We start from the raw sequence: 690 nt of genomic DNA, 5'->3' as shown, positions 1-690 counted from the left end.
CGAACACTTCCAATCACGTTTAAAAAATGGAAATAGCACAATGACCTCTCAAACCTATTCGCGCAAGACGCAATATCAGCGTTATAGAACACGTGTCGTTTCCAATGCAGACAAGGTCAATTTGAAGTTTGCCGATGCCAGGGGGGCATTAGAACAAGGATTAGTTAAAGTCATTTCGGGAATATTCTAATGAACCATCTAACCTAAAAGACGATTTAATTCGCAAAACTTATAACTTTAATTGGTGTTAAAAATTAGGCCATCCAAGTGCTTAAGGGATTTGTACAACCTAAAAACGGAGAAAACAATGAAAGTAGGTAAAAAAAGATTCAGTTTGATGAAGAGAGTAAGCTCAGCTCTTGTCGTTTTTTTGCTGTCAAAAAACGTACTGGCAAATGATTTATTGGCAAAAGCTTTGGAAGGGGATGTCAAAGATTCATTAGGAAGTGGCTCCATGTTTTGGAAAGTTTTTATTTTAGTAGACATCATTTTAGCCACCGCCATGGCTGTGAAGAGTAAAAATCCTATGGTGTTTGTTGGAGTAACTGCTGTTGCTTTTATTCCAGCCTTTTTACTTAAAACGTTTGTATTTTGAGAGGAAGGGAAGAATGAGCAACATGAACTATCAATTCTTAAACCATATTGATGCGCCTAAGAGAATCTTAACGTTAACCATGGACGAACTGGTGG

2 protein-coding genes are annotated in these 690 nt (G+C 37.4%); both read left to right on the top strand.

Going from position 1 to position 690, the window contains the following annotated elements; translation table 11 throughout:
• Positions 1 to 190: complement resistance protein TraT (gene traT / locus A8O27_RS18645; RefSeq protein ID WP_220442857.1), on the top strand; the 190-nt coding region annotated here is incomplete at its 5' end.
• A 117-nt stretch (positions 191 to 307) separates the two neighbouring features.
• Positions 308 to 595 (top strand): hypothetical protein, encoded by a 288-nt coding sequence (locus A8O27_RS18205; RefSeq protein WP_012187513.1) that lies wholly within the window; start codon positions 308 to 310, stop codon positions 593 to 595.
• The last annotated feature ends 95 nt before the right edge of the window (positions 596 to 690 follow it).

This window comes from Legionella bozemanae, assembly GCF_001648595.1.
Taxonomy (GTDB): domain Bacteria; phylum Pseudomonadota; class Gammaproteobacteria; order Legionellales; family Legionellaceae; genus Legionella; species Legionella bozemanae.
Note: the sequence above shows the minus strand (reverse complement) of the source record. Positions and strands in the feature narration are given on the sequence as shown.